Here is a 12,768-nt window from a genome sequence, read left to right as displayed (position 1 = left end):
CGATCTTTTTATGTTTTTTATTATGATCCTACAAGGATTATCAGGCTTTCAAATTGAATTAAATAGCTTATCTAAAAAATTTCCTATAAGGAGGGGTAAATGTTTAAGAATATACCAAGACAACTTGTTGTACTATTTATTTCTCTATCACTAATATTTTTCTCATTTGGCTGTTCAAACTCCACCAAAAGTACAATAACACCAAATTCTATCGATGCGCAGCAAACCATTGTAAAAAACTCCGCCACAGCGCCAATCTCAGGTACTCTTAAAGTTCATTCCCTAGACGTAGGCCAGGCTGATTGTATCCTCATCCAATCCGACGAGTCTAGCGTCCTTGTCGACGCAGGGAATAATGAAGATGGCGGCTTTGTTGTAAACTATCTCAAAGCCCAAGGTGTTACCAAGCTAGCTGCAGCAGTGGCTACCCACCCACACGAGGACCATATTGGTGGGATGGATGTTGTTCTTAAGGCTTTTCCGGTGGAAAAATTTTATATGCCAAACGCGACGACGACAACTAAAACATTCGAGGACATGCTAAATGCCGTCAAGGCAAGTGGAGCCAAACGAATCCAGGTTAATGCTGGTGTCGCCTTGGATGTACCCGGCATATCGGGGACGTTCTTGGCCCCTGTGGGGAGTAAGTATGATGACCTCAATAATTACAGCGCAGTCTTAAAAATCGTGCACGGCAACACATCATTCCTCTTGACTGGTGATGCCGAAAGCATATCAGAGAATGAGATGCTCAAAAACGGAAACCTCCAGGCAACACTACTCAAAGTAGGCCACCACGGGAGCGATAGCTCCACAACAGCAGCATTTTTAAAAGCTGTGAGCCCTAAATACGCTGTAATCTCCGTCGGCAAGGGTAACACCTATGGGCACCCGACAGACATAGTCCTGAACCGTCTAGCCTCTGCCGATGTGCAAGTTTACAGAACCGATCAGTCAGGAACGATAGTTGCCACGAGCGATGGTACCAACATTACCTTAGATAAAAATGCTACTACAATAAAGGCTAACGCACCACCGGAGGCGACACCGACCCCGGCAACGGCTACCCCTAAGTCGCCTCCTCCACCCGCTCCACCCCAAACCTCGAAATCTACTAATCACTATATTATCAATACAAGCACAAAGAAGTTTCATTATCCATCATGTGGTAAGCTACCAACTAAGAACAAGGGCGAAATGGACGGTACGCGGGATGATCTAATAAACGCCGGATACTCACCTTGTGGGATCTGTAAGCCATAGGAGGCGATTACGATATCAGGAGTAACAGGATTTTTCCTTGTCTATTTAATTATCATGGGAATTGCAGCCCTTGTCTTATACACAATTATTAGATTAGCCGTGCGGAACGGCGTCAGGGAAGCTAATGAGAAACAGGAGTTGCAGCTGCAGATCATTACCGATCTGCTGACGGCTCTGGTCAAAGAAAAATATAAATGAGATAGAAAAAGCAGAAGCCCAGTGCTCCTGTAACACCGGGTTTCTGCTCCAGCGATATATTCTTAACACTACACTATATGCCCCTGTCCCAGGATGTGTGACAAAGCGCCGGCTAATTGCCGGCGTCTTTTTTGTGCTCAAATATCTCCCCTATTCCCACGCCAAGAAAGCTACAAAGTTTGTCCAGGGTATCAAGGTCAACCCTTTTAGCCCGGCCATGATAAAGCTCAACAACCGTATTTCTCGCAAGCTCAGTGCCTTTAACCACATCAGATATTTTAAGCCGCTTACGGCCCATGATTTCGCTCAATCTATTTTCCACCAATATAATCAACCCCCTAACCTAAGAATAACAAAATTAATAAATTTAGTCAAGAAGTTAATTATTTTAGTTGACATCTTAGTTATAAAAGTGTATATTATGTATAAGAAGTTAATTAAATTAACCAATAAATTAATTACTGGGGAGGAAATAAAATAGTGAATGAAAAGATTGTTCATAAAGTCCACTTACTCTTAAATAAGGCAACAAACAACTCCAGTAAGGAAGAGGCTCAAGCCTGCCTCCTTATGGCCCAAAAACTTATGGTTGAACACGATATTTCTCAATCTGAAGTTGATATTCACAGTGAAGAAAAAGAGTGCCTTAAAAAGGCCGTTAGAATCAAAACAAACTACGAACGGTTGCCATGGTGGAAAAAAGGCATCGCACGAGTCATTTCGGAAAACTTCCGATGCTACCATTACACTAATCGTATACACAGAAAATCCAGTGTCGTTTTTCTCGGATTAGATCAGGACGCTGAATTAGCCAAGCTAACCTTTGAATTTGCTTGCGATGCCATTAAATACGGCCTAAAGATTTTTGCAAAAGAGAGAAAAGTTCAAAACATGAGCACCTCAACCGGGATGAAAAATGACTACATGTCGGGATGGATTCAAGGCTTAAAAGATAAATTCAAGGAACAGGTAGATAAGTGTAATTGGGGGCTAATTCTGGTCAAAGATGCATTAGTAACCCAGGAGTATGAAACTATGAATCTCAAAAAAGGCCGCGCCTCCAGTATTGTGATATCAGGGAGCTCTTCCGCCCGGTCAGCTGGGTACCGGGACGGAAAGAATTTTAGCTCTCCTAGCGGAAGACTTAACGCTTAAGATATAAAGCCGAAGCCGGGCGGCTAAGCCCGGCGGAAAGGAATGATATGTATGTATAGAATCACCGTTGGAAATGGGCATTTTCCTCTTACTTATGAGTGTGCCACCGCTCGTGACGCCTATGGTTGCATGGAAACCCTTGCAACAGGACTTCTCCATAATGTGCCAATTGACATGGACGAAATTATGGAAACCATCATTAACATAAAGAAAGAGTTTTCGCTTGGGATTGTAACCCATTATTACAGCATCGAAAAAGTAGAGAATATCGACCCCGCCTGACGATGGCCACCTGGGAAGCTGCCGAAACCTCACCCGGACAAGCTCCGGGGAGGTCGCGGGATCCCGCTTCGAGTCGGCTTTGCATGGCTGGCCTTTACATATACTTGATCTTTGAAAATAGAATATAACCTACTAATTTCATCCATTTATGTAAATAAGTATTGTAAATTGGTATTATTTTTGTTATATTCTATATATTGGTTGCGCATCCAAAATATTTTTTTTGGAAGGTGAACATATTATGAGAAGGTCAATCGTAAAAAAATCTATATTATCCATAGTTATGGTAATAATGTGTGTTTTCATGACGTCCACTCCGGCATTAGCAGTAACCGATTATGTTTATTTACAAATCCCATCTTACCAAACGACTCCTAGTAATCCGGGAGTAGCTTGGGTCGACGGTGATACCCATCTGGTTGGCTTTAGATTTGCGGGAGCTTGCCCCGCGATGTATCATATTGCCGTATCTGAGGTTGATTCAGCCGGCAACCATATTCCTGGATATTTCTACTGGACTGGGCATATAACGATTACTCCAGATAGCCCCGAGTATTTAGGCGGAGGAACAATAATGTATCTTCCAACTGCTGGCCTAATTAAAAACCATATATATCGAGTACAACTACAATCAGTGTATTACGAGCCTACTTTTTCTACTTTTGATTCCTTTGGTTATTTCAAATTCTAAGTCGTTGGAATATTGCATAATAGAAGATGGATGCTATTGTGAATAAATCACAATAGCATCCATCTTCTATCTTATTTTGACCTTTCAGAAAAAGCAGGCTAGTTTATTTGCCTATGCTTGTAACCTTATGGGACGATCTGGCATAGTGTATTTTAGGCAATACTAGTCATCCATTTAAAGGGGGAGAGCTTGGCGGGACTCTCCCCTATTAAATCTTTAACGTCCTAATTTATTTGGGATAATATATTTTAAAAATTCTAATAAATATTGAAGGATTATCAATTAATTAATAGAATTATCTATTAAATTAATTGATTTATAGGAGGATGCTACATATTATGAGCTTGCTAAACGAATACATAAACCGAAGATTAAGTTCCATAGATTTAGAGCAGGAGCTAATACGCCTCATTAAAGAATACAATAAGATTAGAGGAACATATCTCTTTATTTATGTAGCCGCAAACGGAAAACCCATCCCCGGGGTTGAGCTAATTCAATCTGACTACTATGTAATTACTGATTTGCTCTCTAATAAGGACGGTATTACTAATGTTGATTTTTATATTGAAACCCCAGGTGGAAGCGGAGAAACTGCTGAGGAAATTGTTCGTTTTCTTAGGAACAATTTTGAGGGTGTCTCATTTGTTGTTAGCGGAGAGGCTAAAAGCGCTGGAACAATCATTGTTCTTTCTGGCGATGAAATATTAATGACTGAAACTGGTAGCCTTGGTCCAATTGATGCTCAAATGAGAATAGGCCGTTCGGTCATATCGGCCTACGATTACATCGAATGGGTCGAAGAAAAGAGAAAAGAGGCTGACGAACAGAAGGCGTTGAACCCATTTGATGCCACAATGATTGCACAAATAACACCTGGAGAGTTAGGCAGTGTTTTTAACGCCTTGAAATTTGCTGAAGATTTGGTGTGTGAATGGTTAGTAAAATATAAATTTAAAAATTGGATAACAACCGAGACAAGGCAATTACCGGTAACAGAGGATATGAAAAGCAAAGTAGCTCAGGATATCGCTACCAAATTAACCAATCATTCACTATGGCGGTCTCACGGAAGATCTATAAAAATTGAAAATCTTAAAGAAATCGGTTTAACTGTTAAAAGAGTAGACGATGACCTAAGATTAAGCGATATCGTATATAGAATTCAAACAGTGTGCAGACTACTCTTTGATACTACTACTACTTTTAAAATATTTGCAACAGCCGAAAATAAGATATTCCGTCAGGGGGTACCCGGGAGTGCCCCAATACCAGTCCCACAAAATCGTTTACCTGATGTTGTTGAAATCAATCAACAGTGTCCGAATTGTGGTAAAACGCATAAATTATATGGAAAATTCGCTGAAGATCCTCAAATTGACAAGGATTTAGTTGCTAAGGGATTCCTTCCGTTTCCCAAAGATGATAAAATTATTTGTGAATGTGGTTTTACTATTGATCTTAGTGGAATCAAAAACGAGATCGAGACCCAAATAAAAAGGAAGTTAGTAAATAATTGAGAGGGGTTAATTTTATGAAAAAGATGGAGGATAATAAAACTTTTAGTAACGAAAAAATGAATTCCTTAATGACCTTTTTAGAACGAACTAAGGATGGAGAATATTCTAAGGTTTCATCCCCAAGAGATCGTATTAATATTGGGATATATCAAACGTGTAGCGAAGAACAATACTTTTATGGAGTTAGATAAAGACTTTATAGTATGCATAAAGCCCTCCCCCGCCTAAGCGAGAGAGGGCTCCGTCATGTCTATGATTGTACCACCTGTGCTACCGGATCACTATCGGCCTGCACGCTAGACTGTGGCGTAATAATCGGCGGGCTAACATCTGGTACCTGGGGCTTATAAATAACTGGCTCATAATCATCGATTGTGCCCACAGTAAATTGAGTGCTAGGCTGACTAATGTTATGGGTGCCGGCCGCCGTGATCGCCACAAGGAACGAGTTAAGCACAGCGAGACCAACAGCCTCCACGGTAAAATTACCGCTGACAAACAAGGTAAAGAGCTGGATCGCCAGAGCAAAGCCCACGGCCATGATCCGGATCCACCAATCGTTAAGGTATTTTTTCACGGGCTCCTTGAAAAACTGGACCAGGAGATACGTCACGGCAACCAGGCCAGCATAGCTCCCCAGGTAAGACGTAGTAAATAAATCTGTTGGCATCATTAATCATCCTCTCTCAAATTGGCAAGCGCTTGCGAATATTAACTAAAACGATATGCATATCCGTTAGAGCAGGTATCGGCGTCGCAATGACTTAGTGTACATACATCACGCTTACTACACGATTCAGGAAACGGACATGCTCCCTTGCTAACTGCCAGGACTTTTGTTTTATCCCTTTTATATTTCTCTAACACTTGCAGGGTTGTCTCGATTTCGTCAACTTCCCTCGTTAATTCCTCAATCTGTTTGCGCTTAAGATCACGAATTTTTGATAGTGCATTAATATCCATTAATCTCACCCCAAATACTTCGCCACCGCAGCCGCAGTATCGTACTTGTCATTGCCGGATAGCAGCACCTCATTGGCGTGGCCTGTTGTCGGGCCGCCGATCACGATCAACTGCTTCGCGTGCCACGCATCAGGCGGAACCGTATTGCCGGCCGGGCGCACAAACACAGCGCAGTTATGCCGGGCGGCAACGTCTACACCAGCCCAATAGTCCTCTTTGGTAAATAGTAAAACAGCTACATCTAACACGTCATCTTCCTCCTCGATTAATACTGCCTGTTCAAATTCATCATAGGACCATAACCCCTTTGTCAATGCGGGCACCTTACTGTAGGTGCAGCCTGGACAATCAGTATACGTCACCTGACCATGTGGGTAGACGTTGTCGAGCGTTAATCCATGTTCAGCCATTAAACGCTTCACGAGGGTAACCAGCGCCCTAAACTGTGCTGCCGGCATAGGGTACAACGTAAAATCCCCAGCTAGGCCAACCCCAATAGCATTACGATTCCACCATTGATAGCCTCTCTGGTTGTATGGCGTTTTGTTGCTTATGGCGTGAGATCCCTGGATACTGAGAGGCCTTCCTGTCCGGATTGTCCCGTCTGCCTCAATTCCGTAATCGTATTCCGGATAATCGTAACTGTAAGGATTCCAGCGCTGTAGGATTGATCTCTCTGGCGGTAGACCGTCCCCCATATGGTGGATCACAAGGGCTTGGATATTACGGTTGTATGGTGTTGACATAGGTACCTCCTTTGGTGGGATTTCAACCTTCGGTATCTCTTTGGGTAAACAAAAAAGACCGTGACCGCTGTCGTAGTCAAAGCCTTCTGTCCTAATATCTATGCAGTTTTCACGGATGAACGTTTTAGCCTCAGATTGGCCTAAGGTAGGTAACCCATTTTTCAGTCGCCAGTGAAGATAAGCGCCCAATGTCCCACATCCCCACGGTGAAGATGTGCTCGTTCCAGTGTATTTAAGCAAATTTCCTTCTTGAGTCTTAACCCATATATTCGTACAGGATACCGCGTCTAAAGCCTCTCCACCATTTGAATAATCTACTACGTCATTAGCATAGAGTCCCTTATCAGCCCAATTATAAGCTCCGACGGCAATCGTCCATTCGAGGTCAGCGGGGAAGCTTACGCCATATTTTGTGCGCTTGGAGTTATTACCGGATGAACAGCAAACCGGAATGTTGTGACGCTTAAACACATCGTACTCGCTAGACACTGGACTGGATAAACTGACGTTAGCCAAGTGGATTAATCCAGGATTTGCATCTAGCCACTCGCCTATTTCCTTGGCTGAGAAAGTCCATGGGGCTACATAAATAGTTGCCTTTGGTAAAGCTTCATGCAACACCTGGGCTGTATAAGTGTTGTGCTTGGGTTCATTGACCATTTTTTTCTCGGGATCAACTGAGACACAATACTCTTTCATATGAGGGAGTATCGTGCCATTTAGATCACAGAGCAAAATGTTTATACCTTCCCCGTCATAACCTGCCTTGTGCCATATATCGAGGTTAACCTCTTTTCGGGCTTCGTCATTTTCCTTTAACATCTAATTCTCCTCCCTTACTTAAAAATAACCATAGCCCCTACCCCCGCACTAATAATGGCCCCAGCGACGGTGCGCCAGAGCCATGTATTGTTTGCTTCAAGTTTGTCAATTCGATGAGTGTTTGATTTTGATCGCTGCTCTGTTTCTGTGGCCTTTTCTTCAACGGCGCACACCCTCTCCCTGAGGTCGTTTTGAGCATCCAATTTTGTTTCGACCCTTACTACGCGCTCCCGGATATCAATGACTACTTCCTGTAGGTCTCCCACCCGCCTCAACTCCTTTTAGACATAAAAATAACGCCCTTAGGCGTCTCTTCGCTGCGCATAATGGGTCTACTATGCAGCAATCGATTTGGCGGCCAACAGTGCTGATAATTCCTGATACTGTACATCATTTATACGATCATTAAGCAAAAACACATCTAATTTAACCAGTATCTCATCCTTTTGCGTTTGACTAGTATACGTCGTGTTCTCAATTACCTTTTTGCAGTAAGTGTAAGTTAACATCATTACTCCTCCTTATAACCCCAATTCAACCATTGATAACCTAAAATCTAAGTCCAATAGATAATCCTCATATGTTGGCTCTGGCGGTAAGGGATCGGGAGCCTTGCTAGCCACCACAGTAACCTTTTCGTCGATCAATTCTAAATCGAAATACTTTACATCAGTTTCAATAAAATCATAGTTTTCGAAAGAGCCTCCATAATTAGGAATAACATTAAGTTCAATTTCTTGTTCAATAGTCATCCCTTCAGTTACAGTGCCTACACAAGTCAAATCAGATTTACGATAAATTATCTCTCTCATGCTTGTACCTCCCATGTACAACTTTGGATACCTAGAGTCTCATTCGAAGCACCATAATTATAAATTACCAATTTAAGGTTAGTTCCCTCAATATAGCATCCTGTAAGCCTTAAATTACTATTGGATGATGACATATAGTTCCACGGACTAGTGCCACTGCCCAAATCACGCCAGTTAATTGCTTGATTGCTTGATGACCTATCAAAGCCCTTAGTAGATGCGGGATTTGTGTTGAACATATAATAAGCCATACCGCCTGCAAAAATTATTATACTACCAGTTTTGGCTTCAATTTCTAATGGTATTGTTTTGGTATATGTCATTCCCGCACCAATCACAGTGGTTGTATCTGAAAATATTCCAGACGCAGATAAAACAGGCAGTTGTGAAAAAGAGATTTTACCATCTGCTCCTAGCGTTGCGACACCGTTTGCAACACCTTTTTGCGAAGATGGGATTGCAGCATTAGCCTTGTCCATGGCGACTTTTACTGCACTTGGAGTAGCTGCAAGAGTCGTGCTTGTGCTTGTTGTGCTACTCGATAATTGCACATGCCCTTTAGTGGTTAATGTCGCATCTTCCGCCAAATGCGCAGTAACAACAGTCTGATCGGCCTTTGCGTTGAGCGCACTCTGCAACCCGTCTACATTAGCAATAATGTGATTATGGCTGTCATCAGCCACCGTGGCGGTAATGGAGGCATTTGCCGATCCATCAAAGCTGGCCGAGCCTGTCACATCGCCGGTTAAGCTGATGGTCCTGGCTGTCGTAAGCTTCGCCGCTGAGGCGACATTCTTAGCTGAATCCGCCGTATTGTCTACATTACCCAGCCCTACATCACTCTTAGTCAAAGCCCCCCATGCAGCACTGCCGGCCGTTGCCCCAGACCTAAGCACTTGCCCGTTATGGGTTGTCCCAGTTGCCGGCACATGCTGGTTACCATCACCACTGGGGTGGACATAGGCGTTGGCCCCAGTGGCGATGCCATCAAGCTTGCTTTTATCCGCGCTGGACATTAGTCCATTAGCGCCGGTCGTAGCCACGGCGGTTCCGGCCTTGCCATTCCATGTGCTTTTTTCGCTGTCGGTTACAAAACGGTTACTACTATCCTGAACAATGATTGATGGCGGGTGTGTGGATGGATGGACATAATTATTGGCACCTGTTGCAATACCGGCTAACTTACTTTTTTCGGCAGTTGAATAGTCTTCTGTCGACAACTGCTTTCCGGTGACTTTGTCCACTTTACCAGCTAACGTTGTGTCAGTCACATCGGCATTATCATTAAAATCTTGGATGTTGACAACGTCGGTACCGTCCGGTTTCTTCAGTCCATAATTTGCTGTTGTTTGCATGACTGTCCTCCTTACTCATAAACTCTGAGCTCATTCCAGGTCATAGCATTCACGCTATTCCAAGTGAGATGTTTCAAAGAATCCCACCACGTATAGGTATATTTAAAGCTGTAGCCCAAGTGAGCCGGTTTAATCTGCTCGATCATTGCCATAAACCCGGGCATATTAGCCGGAATACCCTTGGTCCCAATAAAGCGAACCTCGAAGCGGTACTCTGCCGGGTACTCAATCACATCCACCTCGCCACCGGAGAAAGCACTGGCCGTGTCCTTAATCATTTGCTTCGTGGTTATCCCCGAGCCGCGAATCTTAGCTTTAATTTGCTCCCGCCGACGGGCATAAGGCTTTGTTTGGTCTGTCTCTAGGCCCAGCTCACTTTCCCAGAAATCCAGGCCCCATGTGGCGGTGTCTATAAAACACTGGTCCAGCAAGTCATTCATGGAAAATAAAAAAAGACCCATCTCATTGGACGCAGTCTCCTGTAACTTTTTCATTTCTCGTACGCTCTGATAATACTCAGGCAAGTATCTCATGAGGTTAGGTGCCAAATATTCCGGCTGATCCCCGTCGTTGCCGTCAGTCCCAAAAAGGGTGGTGCCATAGATTTGGTTTCCGTACCCCATTGGCTTACACCCCCTTTAGCTGGTTCCAGGTTATAGGTCCTTTGGATAAAGCTTGGGCCGCTATGGCTTGGGCAACGCGTTGAGGGGACCATACCCTTTGCTGTGTTACCGTTCCCGCTTCTGCTTCAGCTTGTGAGACAGCGGGGGTATTCCCTGCATCTCGCATCATATATCTAGTACCGCCCCTGGTCACATAGACCCCATCCGATAGCGTAAGGATATCCCCGTTTACGAGGGATGATGGCCCTACCCCTTGGGGTATATTTAGGCTTGCACTATCCGCTGTGCTTGCTGGTAGGGTGAGTTTGCCGGTCATGGTGTCGCCTGACTTGGAAACCTGTGCCGCAATATCGGATTGATTGGCAATTTTTTGCCATGACCCCCAACCTATACTCGTGCGTTGCCTCTCGTAAACTATAGCACTCTGGGAATTGACAATCCATTTTTGCCGCGTACTATTGCTTGCTGAGCCAATATGCTCCACAATCAACTTCCCACCAGAACTCACTGAAGGACAATTTGATAATGTAGCTGATTTCGCGGCATTTGAGCTGTACCAGCATCCTGGGGTTATAAAGTCATCAAGATTATCACCATTATTAAATGGTACTGCCAGTGTTAAAACATATAAATCACTTGCGTGTTTTCCGTCTACGGTATCGGCATCTTCACTTAAGTCAACCTTACCGTCATTATTCGTGTCATAAATGCTTTTCAGCATATCCCCAACGGTTTGGGCGGCCACCAGCAATTCATTGCCGCTATCCGTTCCAATATAGAGTTTTTTGGTATCCGTACAAAACCCTAACTCCCCTACTGCCAAACTTCCAATGCTACCCTCAAGCCCACGTCTAATCTGGATCAATACTTTTCTTGGCATTAGCCCCCCTCCTTAGAATGTTCCTCCATCGACAACGGCTACCATTAACCGGTTACCATTGGCCGAGTCATAGACAAGACTGCTGGCATCGATATTGGCCTCAATACCTGTGCCGTTGACAAGGATTCCCTTTCCGGCTTTTGCACTCACTGATGTCGAGGCAACATTGATCCCGTTCCCCGCCCCTACCGTCAAAGTCACCGTATCGGCCTGCCCGCCTCCGGTTAAACCATTGCCGGCTGTAATCGTCTGCAGAGCTCCACCGGTCCTTACCCAAGCTGTACCGTTCCAAGAGTAAATCTTTTGTTCCTCATCAACATAGCAAGTCCAACCGGTCTGGGGGGGATAATAGGTCCAGGCTCCTGATGCATATTCGGCAATCTGATCTTGTTTTCCAGACCACACCCCCGTTGCGCTGTTGGGGATGATATAGCGATCTCCGGTCACTGGGCTACCGGGCGGTGCCGTCGTGGTACGATTCTTCACACTAGCTTGGGGCTCAATATTATGTTTGGCCAATTCAATCTCATTGCCGATCTTTTGAGCACTCCATAAGTCGGTTATGGCTGTCCCCGAGTCATTGATAAGGCGGTGTTTGGTCGCATCATCAATGTGAGCCTTGATTTCAGCCGCAGTTTTCGTGTTGGTGCCATCCGAGACCTTATTAACATGTCCAGACGTTGTATCTGCTTTTAAGACCTTAGCATAATTGGTTCCGTCCGTAATGTTATCTAGCGTCCCGGTCAGATCCGTCAGTTTCTGGGCATTGACCCGCTCCCAGGCTGATCCTGTATCGAAATACAGATAGCCTGCATTGGTGCCGCCGGTAACATAGTAAAGCCGCCCTAAGGTCCCGGCATTGGGCCGGGCCGCTTCTGTCCCGGATAATGCCCTGCCGACAAAAACATTGGCAGTGCCGTCCCCGATGTAAACTTCCTTGGTGTCTGTACATAATCCCATTTCGCCTGCAGCTAATGCTCCCAAGGCCACCAGATCAGACTTGGTGCCCCTGCGAATTTTAATTGTTTGTGCCGCCAATGGTTATGCCTCCTCTCTGATAAATCCACCACCATCAATGATTCCCTCAGCTTTATACCTCTCTATTTCCGTCTGAGTTCGGATCAGGCAATCTTGTAAACCATTAACATCCTCCGCCTCCACCATATCCCCAGGGGTCTCATAGGTGACATAGACCGTCTCTGTGTCTGCAAAAACCTTTATGATTCGTTTCCAGGGTGTTTCCGATGGAATGGATACGATGAAATTCGTCACAGGGCTACCTGTGAACTGTGGCCCTGTGTAAACCCTGATTGTGCTGTTTGTAATGTTGTCGTGACCTAAAAAGCCATTATACACCCCATCGTTAATGAATAATTCTTCTTCGACAGTATAACTGCTGCCATCAGGCTTTTTATTCAGCTTTTTTAAAAACTGATCAAGTTCCTCAGGATAGGGCAT

The 12,768-nt window shown here is 44.3% G+C and carries 17 protein-coding genes; 6 read left to right on the top strand and 11 right to left on the bottom strand.

Going from position 1 to position 12,768, the window contains the following annotated elements; all coding sequences use genetic code 11:
• Window positions 1-99: 99 nt before the first annotated feature.
• Entirely contained in the window at window positions 100-1,263 is a 1,164-nt protein-coding gene (locus tag DESYODRAFT_RS05605; protein WP_007780534.1) for a ComEC/Rec2 family competence protein, read from the top strand.
• A 310-nt stretch (window positions 1,264-1,573) separates the two neighbouring features.
• On the opposite strand, the gene DESYODRAFT_RS05600 is transcribed toward DESYODRAFT_RS05605, so the two are convergent.
• On the bottom strand, window positions 1,574-1,783 hold the full coding sequence (locus DESYODRAFT_RS05600; RefSeq protein WP_242833541.1) for a helix-turn-helix domain-containing protein: 210 nt from the start codon (window positions 1,781-1,783) through the stop codon (window positions 1,574-1,576).
• Between the two features lie 158 nt (window positions 1,784-1,941).
• On the opposite strand from DESYODRAFT_RS05600, the gene DESYODRAFT_RS05595 reads away from it, so the two are divergent.
• The 5 genes from DESYODRAFT_RS05595 (at window position 1,942) to DESYODRAFT_RS05575 (ending at window position 5,300) form a co-directional block, all read left to right on the top strand.
• Window positions 1,942-2,616 (top strand): DUF2786 domain-containing protein, encoded by a 675-nt coding sequence (locus DESYODRAFT_RS05595; RefSeq protein WP_007780530.1) that lies wholly within the window; start codon window positions 1,942-1,944, stop codon window positions 2,614-2,616.
• Window positions 2,617-2,667: 51 nt separating this feature from the next.
• On the top strand, window positions 2,668-2,898 hold the full coding sequence (locus DESYODRAFT_RS05590; RefSeq protein WP_157137112.1) for a hypothetical protein: 231 nt from the start codon (window positions 2,668-2,670) through the stop codon (window positions 2,896-2,898).
• 241 nt (window positions 2,899-3,139) lie between these two features.
• Window positions 3,140-3,589 carry a hypothetical protein gene (locus DESYODRAFT_RS05585; protein WP_007780526.1) on the top strand — a complete coding sequence of 150 codons (450 nt, stop codon included), beginning with the start codon at window positions 3,140-3,142 and terminating at the stop codon, window positions 3,587-3,589.
• A 338-nt stretch (window positions 3,590-3,927) separates the two neighbouring features.
• A complete protein-coding gene (locus tag DESYODRAFT_RS05580; RefSeq protein ID WP_007780523.1) occupies window positions 3,928-5,109 on the top strand; it encodes an SDH family Clp fold serine proteinase in 1,182 nt (393 codons plus the stop codon).
• 14 nt (window positions 5,110-5,123) lie between these two features.
• Window positions 5,124-5,300: a hypothetical protein gene (locus DESYODRAFT_RS05575; protein ID WP_007780520.1), complete on the top strand. Its 177-nt coding sequence runs from the start codon at window positions 5,124-5,126 to the stop codon at window positions 5,298-5,300.
• A gap of 59 nt (window positions 5,301-5,359) precedes the next feature.
• Here DESYODRAFT_RS05575 and DESYODRAFT_RS05570 read toward each other — a convergent pair whose 3' ends face one another.
• From DESYODRAFT_RS05570 to DESYODRAFT_RS05525, 10 genes are all read right to left on the bottom strand, one after another.
• Entirely contained in the window at window positions 5,360-5,782 is a 423-nt protein-coding gene (locus DESYODRAFT_RS05570; RefSeq protein WP_042338253.1) for a hypothetical protein, read from the bottom strand.
• A gap of 295 nt (window positions 5,783-6,077) precedes the next feature.
• Window positions 6,078-7,640, bottom strand: coding sequence for an N-acetylmuramoyl-L-alanine amidase (locus DESYODRAFT_RS26500; RefSeq protein WP_007780512.1), 1,563 nt, complete (start codon window positions 7,638-7,640; stop codon window positions 6,078-6,080).
• Between the two features lie 14 nt (window positions 7,641-7,654).
• Complete coding sequence (locus tag DESYODRAFT_RS05555) at window positions 7,655-7,906, bottom strand: hemolysin XhlA family protein (protein WP_007780510.1); 252 nt, start codon at window positions 7,904-7,906, stop codon at window positions 7,655-7,657.
• A 69-nt stretch (window positions 7,907-7,975) separates the two neighbouring features.
• Complete coding sequence (locus DESYODRAFT_RS28600) at window positions 7,976-8,152, bottom strand: hypothetical protein (protein WP_169315897.1); 177 nt, start codon at window positions 8,150-8,152, stop codon at window positions 7,976-7,978.
• Window positions 8,153-8,161: 9 nt separating this feature from the next.
• Window positions 8,162-8,452: a hypothetical protein gene (locus DESYODRAFT_RS05550; protein ID WP_007780505.1), complete on the bottom strand. Its 291-nt coding sequence runs from the start codon at window positions 8,450-8,452 to the stop codon at window positions 8,162-8,164.
• Window positions 8,449-9,807: a tail fiber protein gene (locus DESYODRAFT_RS28895; protein ID WP_007780502.1), complete on the bottom strand. Its 1,359-nt coding sequence runs from the start codon at window positions 9,805-9,807 to the stop codon at window positions 8,449-8,451. The genes DESYODRAFT_RS05550 and DESYODRAFT_RS28895 overlap by 4 nt, the downstream gene beginning before the upstream one ends.
• Before the next feature lie 11 nt (window positions 9,808-9,818).
• The gene (locus DESYODRAFT_RS05540) at window positions 9,819-10,430 is read right to left on the bottom strand and encodes a YmfQ family protein (protein ID WP_007780501.1); all 612 of its coding nucleotides are present in this window, start codon (window positions 10,428-10,430) and stop codon (window positions 9,819-9,821) included.
• 4 nt (window positions 10,431-10,434) lie between these two features.
• Entirely contained in the window at window positions 10,435-11,310 is an 876-nt protein-coding gene (locus tag DESYODRAFT_RS29015) for a hyaluronate lyase N-terminal domain-containing protein (protein ID WP_007780499.1), read from the bottom strand.
• 12 nt (window positions 11,311-11,322) lie between these two features.
• Window positions 11,323-12,348 (bottom strand): DUF2793 domain-containing protein, encoded by a 1,026-nt coding sequence (locus tag DESYODRAFT_RS05530; RefSeq protein WP_007780497.1) that lies wholly within the window; start codon window positions 12,346-12,348, stop codon window positions 11,323-11,325.
• 3 nt (window positions 12,349-12,351) lie between these two features.
• A complete protein-coding gene (locus tag DESYODRAFT_RS05525) occupies window positions 12,352-12,768 on the bottom strand; it encodes a hypothetical protein (protein ID WP_007780495.1) in 417 nt (138 codons plus the stop codon).

The sequence above is a fragment of the Desulfosporosinus youngiae DSM 17734 genome, assembly GCF_000244895.1.
GTDB classification, from domain to species: Bacteria; Bacillota; Desulfitobacteriia; order Desulfitobacteriales; family Desulfitobacteriaceae; genus Desulfosporosinus; species Desulfosporosinus youngiae.
The sequence above is the reverse complement of the archived record's forward strand: the minus strand, read 5'-3'. Positions and strand labels throughout refer to the sequence as shown.